14 protein-coding genes and 3 tRNA genes are annotated in these 13,626 nt (G+C 51.4%); 4 read left to right on the top strand and 13 right to left on the bottom strand.

Features of this window, described 5'->3' with window-relative positions:
• Positions 1–55: 55 nt before the first annotated feature.
• The 3 genes from araH to ABLV08_RS11255 all read right to left on the bottom strand — a co-directional run bounded on the left by araH (position 56) and on the right by ABLV08_RS11255 (position 3,607).
• On the bottom strand, positions 56–1,036 hold the full coding sequence (gene araH / locus ABLV08_RS11245) for an L-arabinose ABC transporter permease AraH (RefSeq protein WP_015365969.1): 981 nt from the start codon (positions 1,034–1,036) through the stop codon (positions 56–58).
• Positions 1,037–1,050: 14 nt separating this feature from the next.
• Positions 1,051–2,565 (bottom strand): L-arabinose ABC transporter ATP-binding protein AraG, encoded by a 1,515-nt coding sequence (araG, locus tag ABLV08_RS11250; RefSeq protein WP_032711937.1) that lies wholly within the window; start codon positions 2,563–2,565, stop codon positions 1,051–1,053.
• A gap of 61 nt (positions 2,566–2,626) precedes the next feature.
• Positions 2,627–3,607, bottom strand: coding sequence for an arabinose ABC transporter substrate-binding protein (locus tag ABLV08_RS11255; protein ID WP_045376344.1), 981 nt, complete (start codon positions 3,605–3,607; stop codon positions 2,627–2,629).
• A gap of 778 nt (positions 3,608–4,385) precedes the next feature.
• Between ABLV08_RS11255 and ABLV08_RS11260 the strand changes: the two genes are divergently transcribed.
• Positions 4,386–4,889 carry a non-heme ferritin-like protein gene (locus ABLV08_RS11260; RefSeq protein ID WP_015365965.1) on the top strand — a complete coding sequence of 168 codons (504 nt, stop codon included), beginning with the start codon at positions 4,386–4,388 and terminating at the stop codon, positions 4,887–4,889.
• Positions 4,890–4,946: 57 nt separating this feature from the next.
• Here ABLV08_RS11260 and ABLV08_RS11265 read toward each other — a convergent pair whose 3' ends face one another.
• Positions 4,947–5,198 carry a DUF2766 family protein gene (locus ABLV08_RS11265; protein WP_015365964.1) on the bottom strand — a complete coding sequence of 84 codons (252 nt, stop codon included), beginning with the start codon at positions 5,196–5,198 and terminating at the stop codon, positions 4,947–4,949.
• A 127-nt stretch (positions 5,199–5,325) separates the two neighbouring features.
• Between ABLV08_RS11265 and ABLV08_RS11270 the strand changes: the two genes are divergently transcribed.
• Positions 5,326–6,750, top strand: a complete 1,425-nt coding sequence (locus ABLV08_RS11270; RefSeq protein ID WP_026612266.1) for an MFS transporter — start codon at positions 5,326–5,328, stop codon at positions 6,748–6,750.
• Positions 6,751–6,794: 44 nt separating this feature from the next.
• Here ABLV08_RS11270 and ABLV08_RS11275 read toward each other — a convergent pair whose 3' ends face one another.
• Positions 6,795–7,433 carry an RpiB/LacA/LacB family sugar-phosphate isomerase gene (locus ABLV08_RS11275; RefSeq protein WP_015705970.1) on the bottom strand — a complete coding sequence of 213 codons (639 nt, stop codon included), beginning with the start codon at positions 7,431–7,433 and terminating at the stop codon, positions 6,795–6,797.
• A 384-nt stretch (positions 7,434–7,817) separates the two neighbouring features.
• On the opposite strand from ABLV08_RS11275, the gene ftnA reads away from it, so the two are divergent.
• Positions 7,818–8,315 carry a non-heme ferritin gene (gene ftnA, locus ABLV08_RS11280; RefSeq protein WP_015365960.1) on the top strand — a complete coding sequence of 166 codons (498 nt, stop codon included), beginning with the start codon at positions 7,818–7,820 and terminating at the stop codon, positions 8,313–8,315.
• A 35-nt stretch (positions 8,316–8,350) separates the two neighbouring features.
• On the opposite strand, the gene ABLV08_RS11285 is transcribed toward ftnA, so the two are convergent.
• On the bottom strand, positions 8,351–8,590 hold the full coding sequence (locus ABLV08_RS11285; RefSeq protein WP_015365959.1) for a YecH family metal-binding protein: 240 nt from the start codon (positions 8,588–8,590) through the stop codon (positions 8,351–8,353).
• A 192-nt stretch (positions 8,591–8,782) separates the two neighbouring features.
• Here ABLV08_RS11285 and tyrP point away from each other — a divergent pair, with 192 nt between their 5' ends.
• Entirely contained in the window at positions 8,783–9,994 is a 1,212-nt protein-coding gene (tyrP, locus tag ABLV08_RS11290) for a tyrosine transporter TyrP (RefSeq protein ID WP_064736976.1), read from the top strand.
• A gap of 28 nt (positions 9,995–10,022) precedes the next feature.
• On the opposite strand, the gene ABLV08_RS11295 is transcribed toward tyrP, so the two are convergent.
• From ABLV08_RS11295 to pgsA, 7 genes are all read right to left on the bottom strand, one after another.
• Positions 10,023–10,691 carry a YecA family protein gene (locus ABLV08_RS11295; RefSeq protein WP_015705973.1) on the bottom strand — a complete coding sequence of 223 codons (669 nt, stop codon included), beginning with the start codon at positions 10,689–10,691 and terminating at the stop codon, positions 10,023–10,025.
• 120 nt (positions 10,692–10,811) lie between these two features.
• Positions 10,812–11,390 carry a DUF805 domain-containing protein gene (locus tag ABLV08_RS11300; protein WP_306767659.1) on the bottom strand — a complete coding sequence of 193 codons (579 nt, stop codon included), beginning with the start codon at positions 11,388–11,390 and terminating at the stop codon, positions 10,812–10,814.
• A gap of 137 nt (positions 11,391–11,527) precedes the next feature.
• Positions 11,528–12,412 (bottom strand): dihydrodipicolinate synthase family protein, encoded by an 885-nt coding sequence (locus tag ABLV08_RS11305; protein WP_348855847.1) that lies wholly within the window; start codon positions 12,410–12,412, stop codon positions 11,528–11,530.
• 222 nt (positions 12,413–12,634) lie between these two features.
• Positions 12,635–12,721: transfer RNA gene (locus ABLV08_RS11310), tRNA-Leu, on the bottom strand.
• A 13-nt stretch (positions 12,722–12,734) separates the two neighbouring features.
• A tRNA-Cys gene (locus tag ABLV08_RS11315) sits at positions 12,735–12,808 on the bottom strand.
• Between the two features lie 40 nt (positions 12,809–12,848).
• Positions 12,849–12,924 (bottom strand) — tRNA-Gly (locus tag ABLV08_RS11320).
• Between the two features lie 151 nt (positions 12,925–13,075).
• The gene (pgsA, locus tag ABLV08_RS11325) at positions 13,076–13,624 is read right to left on the bottom strand and encodes a CDP-diacylglycerol--glycerol-3-phosphate 3-phosphatidyltransferase (RefSeq protein WP_015365912.1); all 549 of its coding nucleotides are present in this window, start codon (positions 13,622–13,624) and stop codon (positions 13,076–13,078) included.
• Positions 13,625–13,626: the final 2 nt, after the last annotated feature.

Here is a 13,626-nt window from a genome sequence, read left to right on the forward strand (position 1 = left end):
CAGCGCAGCGGGCGCCGGCGGCACATTATGATGTAGACTTAAAAGTTGCGCGCAATTAAACCGCACGTTTCGCTTTTTGCTTGTATCGGTCGAAGATAACCGCTGCCAGCAATATCACCCCGCGGACTACATATTGTGAGAATGGCGAAATATTCAGCAGGTTCATCGCATTCTCCACGGTACCCAGGATTAGGATCCCGGCCACCACATAAGAGATCTTACCGATCCCGCCTTTTAGCGATACGCCGCCCAGGACACATGCCGAGATCACAATCAGTTCATAACCAATTGAGGTCATAGGCTGGCCACTGGTCATGCGCGAAGCCAGGATAATCCCCGCCGCCGCCGATACCAGACCTGAAAGAACAAAGATGATGATCTTGGTACGAACAACCGGCACCCCTGCAAGTCGCGCCGCCTCCTCATTGCCCCCTATGGCCAGCGTGTTGCGGCCAAAGGTGGTTTTATTCAGCAGCAGTCCAAAGACGATCAGGCAGGCAACCGTCAGCCAGATTGGCGCCGGCAGCCCCAACCAGTTGGCATAACCCAGAGTGAAGAAACGTTCATCCTCAATGCCAACCGCTTTACCATCGGAAATAATATAGGCCAGCCCACGGACGATTTGCATGGTAGCCAGAGTTGTGATCAGCGCGTTGATCTTCAAACGCGCAATCACAAAACCATTTACCAACCCGCTGACAGCACCCAGCAAAAGCCCGGCGGCAATGCCAATCCATAAGCTTTCGGTAAGGTTAATCACTACCGCCGTCGTCACACCGGCGCAGGCAATGACCGAAGCGACTGACAAATCAAAATCCCCGGAGGCCAGGCAGAACAACATGCCGCAGGCCACCATTCCCGACATGGAAATCGCCAGCCCCAGCCCTTTCATATTGACGAAAGAGGCAAAGTTGGGAACAAAGATCACACAGCCGATGAACAACACTGCGAAGACCACCAGCATACCAAACTGATCCCAGATTCGACCGAAGCTGAAGGAGGATCGTGCGGCGCTCGGCGTAGTTACAGATGACATCATTCACTCCTTACTCAGGCTACGGCCTGGCTGACTTTAGGCATCGCAAGGCTCAGCGCCTGCTGTTCATTCGCATCTTCATGCAGCAATTCACCGGCCACTTCACCTTCGCGCATCACCACGATGCGGTCGGCGACGCCGAGCACCTCTGGCAGGTCGCTGGAGGCAAAAACAACCGCCACGCCAGAAGCGGCCAGCGCATAGATAACGTTGTAGATTTCATGCTTTGCGCCGACATCAATGCCGCGGGTCGGTTCATCAAGCAGAATCACCTTCATCTCTTCCGACAACCAGCGGCCCAGAATGGCTTTTTGCTGATTACCACCGGAGAGATTCATAATTAACTGCTCAGCTCCCGGGGTTTTGATATTGAGCGATTTGATATGTTGTTCGGCATTACTCGCTTCCCAGGCATTGTTAATCAGGCAGCCGGCATGAATATGCTTACGCCGCGCGCTGATATTGATGTTGTCACGCACCGAATGTACCGGAATGATGCCCTCGGCTTTACGATCCTCCGGACACAGCATCATGCCCGCCTGAATCGCCTGCGCCGGTTTGCGAATACTTATCGCCTGACCATCAATATAGACCTGACCGCTGGTAATTCTACTGCCGCCAAACAGCCCCTTCATTAGTTCGCTGCGCCCGGCGCCAACCAGACCAAACAGGCCGACAATTTCACCGCTGCGTACCGATAAACTGATTGGCATTCTGACACCTGGCGCTTTAACCTGATCCAGTCGCAGCCGCTCGCTGCCATATTCACGCGCTTTCCAGCCATAGATATCGCCAAGATTACGCCCCACCATCGCCTGCACGAGGGCATCGTGATCCACCAGCCGCATGTCGTCAAAGGTCCGCACGTAGCGGCCATCTTTAAACACGGTAATGGCATCGCTGAGGGCGAAAATTTCCTCCATACGGTGCGAGACGTAAATAATCACTCGCCCTTCTTCACGCAACTCGCGAATCACGCGAAAAAGGTTGTCGATTTCGCGCGCAGAGAGTGAGCTGGTTGGTTCATCAAACGCAATAATCTTCGCGTTACGCGCCAGCGCCTTGGCGATCTCCACCATCTGCCACTGGCCGATCGACAAATACTTCAGCGGCGTTTCCGGGTCGATATCCAGTCCCAGATGTTCCAGCTGCAGCCGCGCTTCATAATTCAATAAAGACCGATTCACAATGCCGCCTTTATGCGGCAACTGACCAAGATAGATATTCTCGGCAACGGTCATTTCCGGGATCAGATGAAGTTCCTGATAAATAATCGCTACGCCAGCATTTAGCGCAGCGGTAGTATTCGTAAATGCCATTTGCTGACCATCAATTTGCAGATGCCCGGCAGTTGGAATGTAGTTACCGCTGAGAATTTTTAAGAGGGTGGACTTCCCGGCGCCGTTTTCACCCATCAACGCGTGGATCTGCCCGCGATAGCAGTCAAAGCTGATGTCAGACAGTGCTTTAACGCCCGGGAACGTCATGGTGATACCGCGAAATGAGAGATAAGGGATAGATTGTTGCATAACGACTCCGCTCTTCTACGCATAACCTCCCGCCAGAGCGGGAGGCAGAATGAACCCGGCCTTACAGCCCTTTCTTCGCCAACTCTTGTTTAAAGTTGTCGCGGGTAATCAGCACCACGTCAGTCACGGCGGTAAATTTCGGCGGCTCGGTGCCTTTGGTCACCCAGTTGTAGAGCATCTCACTGGTTTTATAGCCATGGATATCCGGGCTTGGCAGCAGAGATCCATAGAACCCCGTCGGCTGGGCTTTCGAAAGCTCGTTCACCGCGTCGACACCGTTAATACCGATGCCGATAACATCCGGCGCTTTAAAGCCCTGGCCTTCAGTTGCCCTTACGCCGCCCAGCACGGTGTTATCGTTCATACCCACGATTAACCAATGCTTAACCTGCGGATGCTGCACCAACATGGAGTTACCGGCATCGAACGCTCCTGGAATGTCGTTAGATTTGGTCGGTACACGATAGATCTGTTTTTCCGGGAAACCCGCTGCTTTCAGCGCGTCAATCGAGCCGGTGGTGCGGCGGCGGGCAGTATCCAGTTCATCGGCGGTAATCGCCATCACGCCGGTATCTTTCACATCCCAGCCGCGTTTTTGCATCTCTTTATATAATTCCTGCCCCTGACGAGCGCCGATTTCGCTGGCGGCCATCATGACCAGCGGCACGCTCTCCATCGGCTTACCTTTGGCATTCACAAACTGATCGTCAACGGTGATAACTTTCATGTCATAGCCGCGAGCCTTCGCAACAATCGCCGACCCCAGTTTTGGGTCCGGCGTGCAGATGACAAATCCCTTCGCGCCGCTGGCGGCGAGACTGTCGATCGCATTAAGCGTCTTTTCACCATCTGGCACCGCGATTTTAATCACCTCAAAGCCCAAATCCTTGCCGGCTTTATCAGCAAACTTCCACTCGGTCTGGAACCAGGGCTCCTCTGGTTGCTTCACCAGGAAACCGAGCTTGAGGGTTTCAGCCATAGCTGATTGTGACATAACCGCCGCGAGGCCAATGGCCGCCAGCGCTTTAGTAAATTTGTGCATGGTAAACTCCAGCTTTAATTCGCTTTTCTGTAGGGGAAAATCGGACTTAAATTTTTTATCGGTCTTAAAACAAGGCATTAGAAAAATCGCAATCAATATTGCCGTTGTTAAAATAGTTTTAACTGGAAATTATTTATCCATACGAGAGCGTCATCACACCGCAGAATTACAGTAGTTGCGTACATAAATTCAGCAAAAAATGACATAAAAAAAACGCTAATTGTCAGACAATTAGCGTTATGCGTGGCACAATAATCCATATCACCAGCAGACTTATCCTTGTAGGTTCGCTAACGCCATCCCGGGCTACTCTGTCCTGCGATTTGCCGCCAGCTTATATGTTATTCTTCAACTTCCAACAAAAGATGATCTATCACAAGTTCATTATCCTCTCGCTATTTTCGAATAATGAATAAGCTATGATCGATATATGAATTTACCGTTAAATCAACTTCATTAATACAAATTTACCAGCCCTACGAACCCTTAAATATAACCATTTAAATTCAATGTATTACGATTTAAATCCACAAAAAAGACAATTAAAACAAGCAGTAAAACTGATGTTGTAACAAATCGTAAATAACGCATGTTGAGAGTTTTCTTATTCGGCACATAAGGGTATTCTTGATGTATCGGCAGATATAAATAAATAGTCACGTGCAAATGGATTGCACCGTGTTTATTTCCTGCCTATTGCGTTGCGCTTGCAAAACTCGCCTGTGCGAGGCGATGGTAGCGCGTCATACTTCCCTTGCGGATAAATAAGGATATTGTTATGGCAGTTCCAGGAATGGTTCAGAAATTAAATACCCAGATTAATCTTGAGTTTCACGCATCAAATGTTTATCTACATTTAGGTGAATGGTGCGCGCAACAACGTCTCAACGGCACAGCAACCTTCTTGCGCACCCGTGCGCAATCCAGCGTGACGTTAATGATGCAGGTTTTTGACTATATGAAAAAGGCCGGCGCCTGGCCAATTGTCAAAGCCGACGAAAGCTATCCCCCGCAATGCACAACGCTTGAAGAAGTGTTTGCCAAAACTCTCGAAGAGTATCAGCAACGTAGCAGCATGCTGTCCGGCCTGGCGCAGGAAGCAAAAGCGCAGCGCGATGACACGACATGGCGTTTTTTGACCCTGCTGGAGAAAGAGCAGCAGCAAGATGGGCGGTTACTGCAAACCGTCCTTGAAGAAATACGTACGGCTGATAAAGCCGGGCTCGGTATGGAGCAGACAGACCGTCGACTACTTAATCTCATCTCGCCACAACAGCACTAACTGAATTTGGCCGTTCCAGACTGGAACGGCCAGACAATCAACTTCTCAGAGTTAGAGCTAGTGCGCTTCACCCTGCGGGGTAAATTTCAGTTCAATCAGTGCAATTGCTTTTTGTACTGCGCGCAGCGTCACCGGATCCGCCGAAGCAGGGTTACTCGCAAAATCAATCGCTTTTAACTGCGTCGCCATTTTTTCGCGCACTTCGACCGGGGCGATAACGTCAATCACATCAAGGATTTGTTTGATGACCAGCTGGCATGCGACGACATCGGAAACCAACTCATCTTGTTCAGTGAAAGGTTGAGACATTTTTTACTCCTATTTTCAGGAGCGTAATAGTAACCTAAATCGCACCAGATAAAAAAACATGTACGGGAGCGGCGAAAAGAAAACGTACCGCAAAGATACTTATTCATTTTGCTATGGCAACGACACAATGGGTACAACAACAATTACGCCAAAAACAGGCGCTTTTTCCGCCCCGGCATTATTGGTGGCTGGCGCTTTCTTTATGGAATTTCTCGATGGCACGGTCATCGCTACCGCCCTGCCTGATATGGCGAAGGATTTTGGCGTAGCGGCGGTCGCGCTCAATATTGGCATCAGCGCCTACCTGATCACCCTCGCGGTACTGATCCCCGCCAGCGGCTGGATCGCCGACCGCTTCGGCGCGCGGAAAGTGTTTACTCTGGCCCTCGCCATTTTTACCCTCGCCTCCGTATTCTGCGGTTTATCGCGCAACATCGAAAGCTTTGTGACAATGCGCATTCTACAGGGCGTTGGCGGCGCGCTGATGGTCCCCGTCGGGCGCCTGGCGGTATTGCGCACCACTCCCAAAGATCAGCTCATCAAGGCAATAGCCACGCTGACCTGGCCGGCATTGGTCGCACCTATAATCGGCCCGCCGCTCGGGGGTTTCATTACCAGTTACGCCAGCTGGCACTGGATCTTTTTTATTAACGTGCCGCTCGGGCTACTGGCGATGGCGCTCTCGCTACGCATCATTCCCAATATCCGTGAAGAAGAACGCCGCCCCTTCGATCTACCCGGTTTTCTGACGACGTCACTGGCGATGATAAGCCTGGTGGCAGCGATGGAACGACTCGGCGACCGACAGCCACAGAGCTGGCAAACGCTGGCGCTCATGGCGACAGGTATCGGCTGTATGTTTTTCGCTCTACGCCATTTCCGCCGCGCCGCCTGGCCAATGGTACGGTTGGACGCTTTGCAGGTTCCTACATTCCGGGTAACCATGTACGGCGGTTCACTGTTTCGCGCGTCGATAAGCGCCGTCCCATTCCTGCTTCCATTGCTATTCCAGGTGGGTTTCGGCATGGATCCTTTTCATTCTGGACTGCTGGTGCTGGCCGTTTTTGTCGGCAATCTCACTATCAAGCCTGCAACCACGCCGCTCATCCGCTGGTTGGGGTTTCGCCGCTTATTGCTGATTAACGGTGCGCTGAATGTTGCCTCGCTACTTGCCTGCGCGCTGTTAACGCCGCAAACGCCGGTATGGCTGATAATGTTGATCCTCTATCTTGGCGGGGTGTTCCGTTCCATCCAATTTACCGGCGTCAGTACGCTCGCTTTTGCCGACGTTCCTTCCGCGCAGATGAGTTATGCCAATACGCTGTTCAGCACCGCTTCACAGCTGGCGGTTGGGCTCGGTATCACTCTCGGCGCCATCGGCATCCGCATCGGTGAACAGTTGAGCGAGTGGTTGAATCTGACGACTCTACCGGGAATTAGCTTCCGCTTGGCGTTTGTCTTTATTGCGCTGATTTGTTTGGTAGGGATGATTGATACGCTACATCTTACGCGAGATGCCGGCAGCACGGTATCCAGTAAAACACGACCATAACAAACAGGCCCGCGTAGTGATGCAGGCCTGTTTGAAAAGCCCTATTAGCCTATAATCTGGCGTACGAAAGCTTCGATTTCTTTATCCTGGCAGTTTTCGAAGAAGCATTGCTGGAACCGCGGCCCGGAAACGGCGGTTTTTACCAGTTCCGGATCGATAGCTCGTAAGGTATCAAGATAATTTTCTTTCACCACCGCCGCTTTCACTTTATTCAGGATCCCGGCATTGCGGACCTGCGGCTCTTTACGTTCCGGCGGATACCCCTCCCCATTACGGCCGGTGAACGCCTTCTCAAAAATAAAGCGCACGTTCAATTCCGCCCCCCAGCCAAAGCCTTTAGCAAAAGGCAGAGACAACGCGTTACCGTTGTTGATTTGGGCAAACAGGAAGGCATCCGCAGGGTCAATACAATAACCACAGACCACTCCCGGATGGATATTCAATGACATCAGCGCCCCCTGGCCAGTGCCGCAACCGGTCACCACGAAATCGACCGCTTTAGAATTCAGCAGGATGCTGGCCATGATTCCCAGATGGATATAGGTGAGATGATGATCGTGCTCATCGCTCATTCCTACGTTGTAAACCGGGAAGCCTTTTTCATCGGCAACGGCGTTTAACTCGTTGAGGATGATGGCATTTTTGCTGGCCTGGCTGTTTTCCATCATCAGTGCGATTTTCATGCTTCACTCTCCTGAATGCTCTGCGGGCACGGCCCGATAGTTCGTTAGCGTTAACAGGACTCTACTACTTCATAAATGCGTTTTCAAACTTTATGAAAAGCTGTTTTACAAAAATCTTAGCGCGTCACATTTTGAGCCTCCCTCAGCCCAGTTTTCCCCTTTCAGGTTCAGAACATTAAATATTCGTCGTTTCGCTTCACGCGATAATTTACGAAATAAATATCAAATTAAAACCATTCTCATTTATTATTATATTGCCAATGCGTTTTATTCCCATTTGCATTTTTAATAATTAATTTTTTAATTTACTTTTTGCAAATAAATTACTAACAAATTATAGTGACGGCACATTATGATTTAATCTTTATTTCCGGAGTGGACGCCATGCTGAAAGCAGAAATGATCGAAAAACTTAATGAGCAAATGAATCTTGAGCTTTATTCTTCTTTGCTTTATCAGCAGATGAGCGCATGGTGCAGCTACCATAGCTTTGAAGGTGCAGCCGCCTTTCTCCGCCGCCACGCGCAGGAAGAAATGACGCACATGCAGCGCCTGTTCGACTATTTGACCGATACCGGCAGCCTGCCGCGTATTAACGCCATTAGCTCGCCGTTTGCCGAATATGCTTCACTTGATGAACTGTTCCGCCAGACCTATGAACATGAACAGTTAATTACGCAAAAAATTAATGAACTGGCGCATGCCGCGATGACTAATCAGGATTACCCGACCTTTAATTTCCTGCAATGGTACGTAGCAGAACAGCATGAAGAAGAGAAATTATTCAAATCTGTTATTGATAAACTGACCCTTGCCGGTAAAAGCGGTGAAGGCCTGTACTTTATCGATAAAGAACTGGCAACCCTCGACACGCAAAACTAATTCCCACAGCGGCGGCCGCCCTGGCCGCCGCGCGCTCAATGACGGCAAATTTTACTCTCGCTGGTATTGAAACCCTCTTCCACCGCAATGAATTTACCTTTCTGCTGCAAAAACGTCACCAGCTGCGCCGCGTCCAGATCCTGCGCCGAACAGGTGTGAAAGCGAGCATCTTCGCCAAATTGCCTCTTAATGGCCGCTTCGAGACTGGCAACGCTGTACGACTCGCCCGATGCGATCATCATCTGTAATACTTCATGACCGTGAATAGATGACATAGCTCCTCCTGTAAAGCAGGCAGCATATATCAGCATGCGCCTGGCGGCTTTGCGCCAACGCAGTCTTTTCTGTCCTCCAGAGACGTAAAGATATAATTACACCACTTGTAACCATCATTTGACGAAATCACTCATTTCACATACTCTGCGCGACATAATTATTCGTTCCTTCCTTCATAGATAGAGAAAAGCGTGAAGAACCGCACTCTGGGTAGTATTTTAATCGTTGCCGGCACCACCATTGGCGCCGGTATGTTGGCGATGCCGCTCGCTTCGGCGGGAGTCGGTTTTGGCGTCACCCTGGTATTACTGATCTCGCTGTGGGCGCTGATGTGCTATACCGCCCTGCTGCTGCTGGAAGTTTATCAACATGTCCCTGCGGATATGGGGTTAGGCTCACTGGCGGCGCGCTATCTCGGCCGCTACGGCCAATGGGTTACCGGTTTCTGTATGCTTTTTCTGATGTATGCGCTAACGGCGGCCTACATCAGCGGCGCCGGCGAGCTGCTGGCCTCCAGCCTTAATCAGTGGCTGAACTGGAGCCTACCGCCTTCTGCCGGCGTATTGCTCTTTACCGGCATTGGCGGCGCGGTGGTGTGCATAGGGACTTCTCTGGTCGATCTGTTTAACCGCTTTTTATTTAGCGCCAAAATTATCTTCCTCGCGGTGATGCTGGTGCTGCTGCTGCCGCATATTCACCAGATAAATCTCCTGACTCTGCCGCTACAGCAGGGCCTGGCGCTGTCCGCTATTCCGGTGATTTTCACCTCGTTTGGTTTTCACGGTAGTATTCCCAGCATCGTTAGCTATCTGAATGGCGATATTCGTAAGCTGCGCCGCGTCTTTATCATCGGTAGCTTTATTCCGCTGGTCGCCTATATTTTCTGGCAACTCGCCACGCTTGGCAGCATCGACTCTCCGGCCTTTACCGCCGTGCTAGCGCAGAATTCCGGCCTGAACGGCCTGCTGGCAGCAATCCGCGACGTTGTCGCCTCGCCGCATGTAGAGGTGGCGGTACATCTGTTCGCCGACTTCGCTCTGGCGACGTCTTTTCTCGGCGTCGCATTAGGTTTGTTTGATTACCTGGCAGATTTGTTTCAGCGTAAAAACACCCCTGCCGGACGTATACAGAGCGGCGTCATCACTTTCCTGCCGCCGCTGGCCTTCGCCCTGTTTTATCCGCGAGGTTTCGTGATGGCGCTGGGCTACGCCGGCGTGGCGCTCGCCGTACTGGCGCTGATGTTGCCATCATTATTAGTAATGAAAAGCCGAAAACTGCACCCACAGGCAACCTGGCGTGTTCCGGGCGGCTCGATTGCGCTCTGGCTGGTATTGGGCTGTGGAGTGGCGATAGTGGCCATTCAATTCTGCATTGTGGCAGGATTATTACCCGCTGTGGGGTAAACAAAAGGGGCCTGGTTGGCCCCTTTTGTTATTTAGCTAAACAACACTGCTTATACTTTTTGCCGCTACCGCAGGGGCAAGGATCATTACGCCCCACCTTGGTCTCATTTCTTACCGGTTGCTGCACGGCCGTCGGCTGAGCGTTCTCCATCCAGTAATTATATAAAGCCAGCGCGGCGGGCTTGATGCTATCAACGCTTTCGACAAATTCATCCGCGGTCAGCGTATCGAGCGCTTCGAAACGTTCTTCCGTTCCGTGCAGCGCAATGGCATCAAGCTGTGGCTGCAGTTCCGCAGGTAACGTCGACCAGTCGCAGAGGGCAACGCCACGCATATAGCCGAAGCACCACTCTTCAACAATGGTCAGTTCCTGGCCTTCAAACTCGCGGGTGCCAAACAGCGGATCAAACTGCTCCGGATAGTCAGCCAGGCGTTCAGCGATGTCGCTCATATGCTGCAGCGTCAGGTTAACGAAACGGTCGCGCTCGCGGTCGTTAGCCCAGCGCGGTACATTATCCGCCCCGCCCCAGATAGCAAGCAGCCACTGCGCTGGTTCGATTTCGCTCGGCCCGGATAAGATAGCCGTTAACAGACCATCAAGTTCGGAGACATCAAGGATGGCGCCCTCGGTGGCATATTTCGACAGGATCTCATCCAGCCACTCAAGTTCACTTTCGTTCAGGGGTCCGGTTTTCATTACAGGCTCATGATGGTAGAAAAATGGCGCTTACAGTAGCGAAAATGGGAGGAGAAAACCACCCGCTCTCGCTCACACAGGTGAATTTATTAACGCCGGGCAAGCCCGGCGGCGGATCGGTTACATATCTTTAATGATATTAGCACGCATCACTTCGTATTCACTTGCGCTAATAACGCCGTCATCAAGCATTTTCTTAGCCTGTGCCAGGCGCTCTCTGACATCATCCGCGGCAGTACTCTTGCCCATCGTATTACCGCCGCTGTTGTCATCGTTCTGTTCATCACCAAAGCGGTTGCTGCCAATGGTACCACGGGTGAAAATCATCCAAATCGACATTATCAACGCGGCCAGGCCGCCCAGCGCGATCACCCATACCCATACTGCGGCTCTGCCCTCTTCGACGGTAGCGGCAATACCAATCAGACCGATCAGCATAATGCCGTAGGGCGCCAGCAACCACCAGCCGGATTTGTTGAGATCGTGCAAACGACGCACCGCAACCGCGATCCCCGGAATGATAATAATTAACCCGAAGATACCGCCAACGACGGGGATCAATCCCAAGATCGCGGACAATATAAAGTTAGCAATGGTAAAAACCACATATTCCTGGCGCGCGGATCGGCCGCGGAAAGTGGCATATTTTCGAAAACAGTTCCCGTAGCTTTCAAGCAACGTGGCCATAAGATCCCTCATATATAGTTATCATTGCCATAAAGGCATCACATACCCAAAGAATATCAATACAGCGTTAACATTAACGCCAGTGATATATTACCTTAAATGGCTGGCGAATTACCTGATAAACATAGGTAAGGGAAAGGCGGTAAACTTCAGCGTAGATCCAGCTTATCCATGACCGATTTGACATCGTTAATGGCCTCCGCGGAGAGCGGGGCCAACGGTCGCGGTAAACACTCTACTTCGGCTAGTTCAAGAATAGAGGCGGCAGCGGCAATCACTTTGAGACTACCGTGCTGTCTGAACAATGCCCATAATGGCTCCAGCCGTTCGCTTAGTGCCGATGCCTGCTGCCGCTCGCCACTTAACGCTGCCGCGGTAATATTTTGGGCAATTTGCGGGAACAGACCGGCGCAAACGGAATACCACAGATTACAGCCGCCGTTTAACCCTGCCGCGGCAAAAGCGTCGCCGCTGACGCCAATACTCACTCGCTGCGGCAATCGCTGACGAAGCGTCGCCACTCTGACGCCAGCCTGGTCGGCCGGCAAACCGGGGATCTTGATTGATGCGATATTGGATAACGAAGCAATACGCTCAACAAGCGCATCAGAAAAGGCTCTGTGGGTGGTGCGCGGGTTATCATAGATACAAATAGGTACCGACACATGGCGGTTAACCGTCTGGAACAGTGTAAACACCTCATCATCCGTCAGAGGCTGGTAGTTCAGCACCGGTAGCAGCACAGCATCCGCACCCGCCTGCTGAGCATCCTCAGCAAGACGTAGAATCATATCCGTCGCCATCGCGCCTATCCCGACCATCATCGGGACCCCTTGCGCATGTTGTTTTGCCGCCAGGACCACCATTTTGCGTTGCTCGCGGCTCAAATAGGCGTAGCTGCCGGTTGAGCCCAGAATGCCCAGCGAATCAACTCGCGCCGAGACCAGACGATCGATGATTTTTATTAGCGCGCGGCTATCCACCTCATTATTGCGCAGTGGCGTCAGCGGAAAAGTACACAATCCGGTAAACATATTTCCCCTACTCCTGTTGCCTGGTTCGAAAATCACGTTAAGCGTAGCAAGCACCGCAGGTTTTGTCATAGGACAAATAACGTTTATAGCGCTCAGAGTCTATCTCTGCAGGTGGAGTATGTTAGGAATGATGTCAGGAAATGACGTTTCAGAAATGAAAAAACCACCCGGAGGTGGTTTCACGACACTGCTTATTGCTTTGATTATTCTACTTTATCCCAATGGTACCCGGAGTGGGACTTGAACCCACACAGCGCGAACGCCGAGGGATTTTAAATCCCTTGTGTCTACCGATTCCACCATCCGGGCTCGGGATATAAAGTGGAGGCGCGTTCCGGAGTCGAACCGGACTAGACGGATTTGCAATCCGCTACATAACCGCTTTGCTAACGCGCCTTTAATACCTAAACACCCGCTACTGCCGATGCTTTTAATTTGGAGCGGGAAACGAGACTCGAACTCGCGACCCCGACCTTGGCAAGGTCGTGCTCTACCAACTGAGCTATTCCCGCATCATCAAGTAGATTAGCTAATCACTTGATTTTGTTATCGTCTGGAAGACTGTGCCGCCGTTCGATGCGTTGCATTCTACTTATCTCACGCGGTGAGTCAACGGTATTTTTCGCAACTTCGTGTCGTTTGCTGAAATTTGCGTCGAAACGATCACTGTTCAAGCAAATCGCCGCGCGCAGCGTTCAAATATTGTAACATTGACCACAGCGTCAACACCGCAGCAACCATGAACAGAACGATACCAGCCCACTCCACCCACACATTAGGCCGCCACAGCATCCAGACCAGCGCCGCCATCTGGGCCGTCGTTTTCACTTTACCAATCCATGATACGGCTACGCTGCTGCGTTTACCCAGCTCAGCCATCCACTCGCGCAGAGCAGAAATAATAATTTCACGCGCGATCATTGTCGCTGCCGGCAAAGTCACCCACCAGGTATGATAGTGTTCTGCGACCAGCACCATGGCAATAGCCACCATCACCTTATCGGCAACCGGATCAAGGAAGGCGCCAAAACGAGTGCTCTGGTTCCAGCGACGCGCCAGATAGCCATCAAACCAATCGGTAACAGCGGCTACAAAGAAAATCAACGCGCAGACAAAAGGCGCCCAGCTAAAAGGCAGATAGAACGCCAGTACGAAAAACGGTATCAGAATAACGCGAAACAGAGTGAGCAACGTCGGAATATTAAATCGCATGG

The sequence above is a fragment of the Klebsiella sp. CN_Kp088 genome (genome assembly GCF_040064335.1).
In the GTDB taxonomy this organism is placed as follows: domain Bacteria; phylum Pseudomonadota; class Gammaproteobacteria; order Enterobacterales; family Enterobacteriaceae; genus Klebsiella; species Klebsiella aerogenes.

What these genes read in the sequence shown, in the direction of transcription:
- ABLV08_RS11265 (WP_015365964.1), bottom strand. Translation starts at nt 5,198, where the DNA reads ATGTCTCAACCTTTCACTGAACAAGATGAGTTGGTTTCCGATGTCGTC.
- ABLV08_RS11260 (WP_015365965.1), top strand. Translation starts at nt 4,386, where the DNA reads ATGGCAGTTCCAGGAATGGTTCAGAAATTAAATACCCAGATTAATCTT.
- ABLV08_RS11255 (WP_045376344.1), bottom strand. Translation starts at nt 3,607, where the DNA reads ATGCACAAATTTACTAAAGCGCTGGCGGCCATTGGCCTCGCGGCGGTT.
- ABLV08_RS11305 (WP_348855847.1), bottom strand. Translation starts at nt 12,412, where the DNA reads ATGTTTACCGGATTGTGTACTTTTCCGCTGACGCCACTGCGCAATAAT.
- ABLV08_RS11285 (WP_015365959.1), bottom strand. Translation starts at nt 8,590, where the DNA reads ATGTCATCTATTCACGGTCATGAAGTATTACAGATGATGATCGCATCG.
- araG (WP_032711937.1), bottom strand. Translation starts at nt 2,565, where the DNA reads ATGCAACAATCTATCCCTTATCTCTCATTTCGCGGTATCACCATGACG.
- araH (WP_015365969.1), bottom strand. Translation starts at nt 1,036, where the DNA reads ATGTCATCTGTAACTACGCCGAGCGCCGCACGATCCTCCTTCAGCTTC.
- ABLV08_RS11300 (WP_306767659.1), bottom strand. Translation starts at nt 11,390, where the DNA reads ATGAGGGATCTTATGGCCACGTTGCTTGAAAGCTACGGGAACTGTTTT.
- ABLV08_RS11295 (WP_015705973.1), bottom strand. Translation starts at nt 10,691, where the DNA reads ATGAAAACCGGACCCCTGAACGAAAGTGAACTTGAGTGGCTGGATGAG.
- ftnA (WP_015365960.1), top strand. Translation starts at nt 7,818, where the DNA reads ATGCTGAAAGCAGAAATGATCGAAAAACTTAATGAGCAAATGAATCTT.
- ABLV08_RS11275 (WP_015705970.1), bottom strand. Translation starts at nt 7,433, where the DNA reads ATGAAAATCGCACTGATGATGGAAAACAGCCAGGCCAGCAAAAATGCC.
- ABLV08_RS11270 (WP_026612266.1), top strand. Translation starts at nt 5,326, where the DNA reads ATGGGTACAACAACAATTACGCCAAAAACAGGCGCTTTTTCCGCCCCG.
- pgsA (WP_015365912.1), bottom strand. Translation starts at nt 13,624, where the DNA reads ATGCGATTTAATATTCCGACGTTGCTCACTCTGTTTCGCGTTATTCTG.